Raw genomic sequence first — 251 nt, forward strand, 5'->3', positions numbered from 1 at the left:
GGCGCCGGTCCGGGCCTGCTGGCGGCCGGGCCGCGCCGCCGGCGAGCTGGCGCTCCAGTATGAACGGTCGGCGGCCGCTGGCGCGCCGCAGGCCGGTCCGGCGGCGCCGCTGGTGCTCGATCGCGCGCAATGCGCCGTGCTCGAACGCGCCGGCTGGGTCAACCAGGCGCTCGACGCCCTGGCCGAGGCCGGCCACGACATGGGCGGGTCCCGCCTGCGCGCGCGCGCCGACCGGCTGGTGGCGCGCGCCC

1 protein-coding gene is annotated in these 251 nt (G+C 81.7%); it reads left to right on the plus strand.

Translation table 11 applies throughout. The annotated features are described in order from the left end of the window. A partial coding sequence (locus OH705_RS28160; protein WP_267303562.1) for a hypothetical protein occupies positions 1-251 on the plus strand: 251 nt, incomplete at both ends.

The sequence above is a fragment of the Pseudomonas sp. BJa3 genome (assembly GCF_026343815.1).
Taxonomy (GTDB): Bacteria; Pseudomonadota; Gammaproteobacteria; order Pseudomonadales; family Pseudomonadaceae; genus Aquipseudomonas; species Aquipseudomonas soli.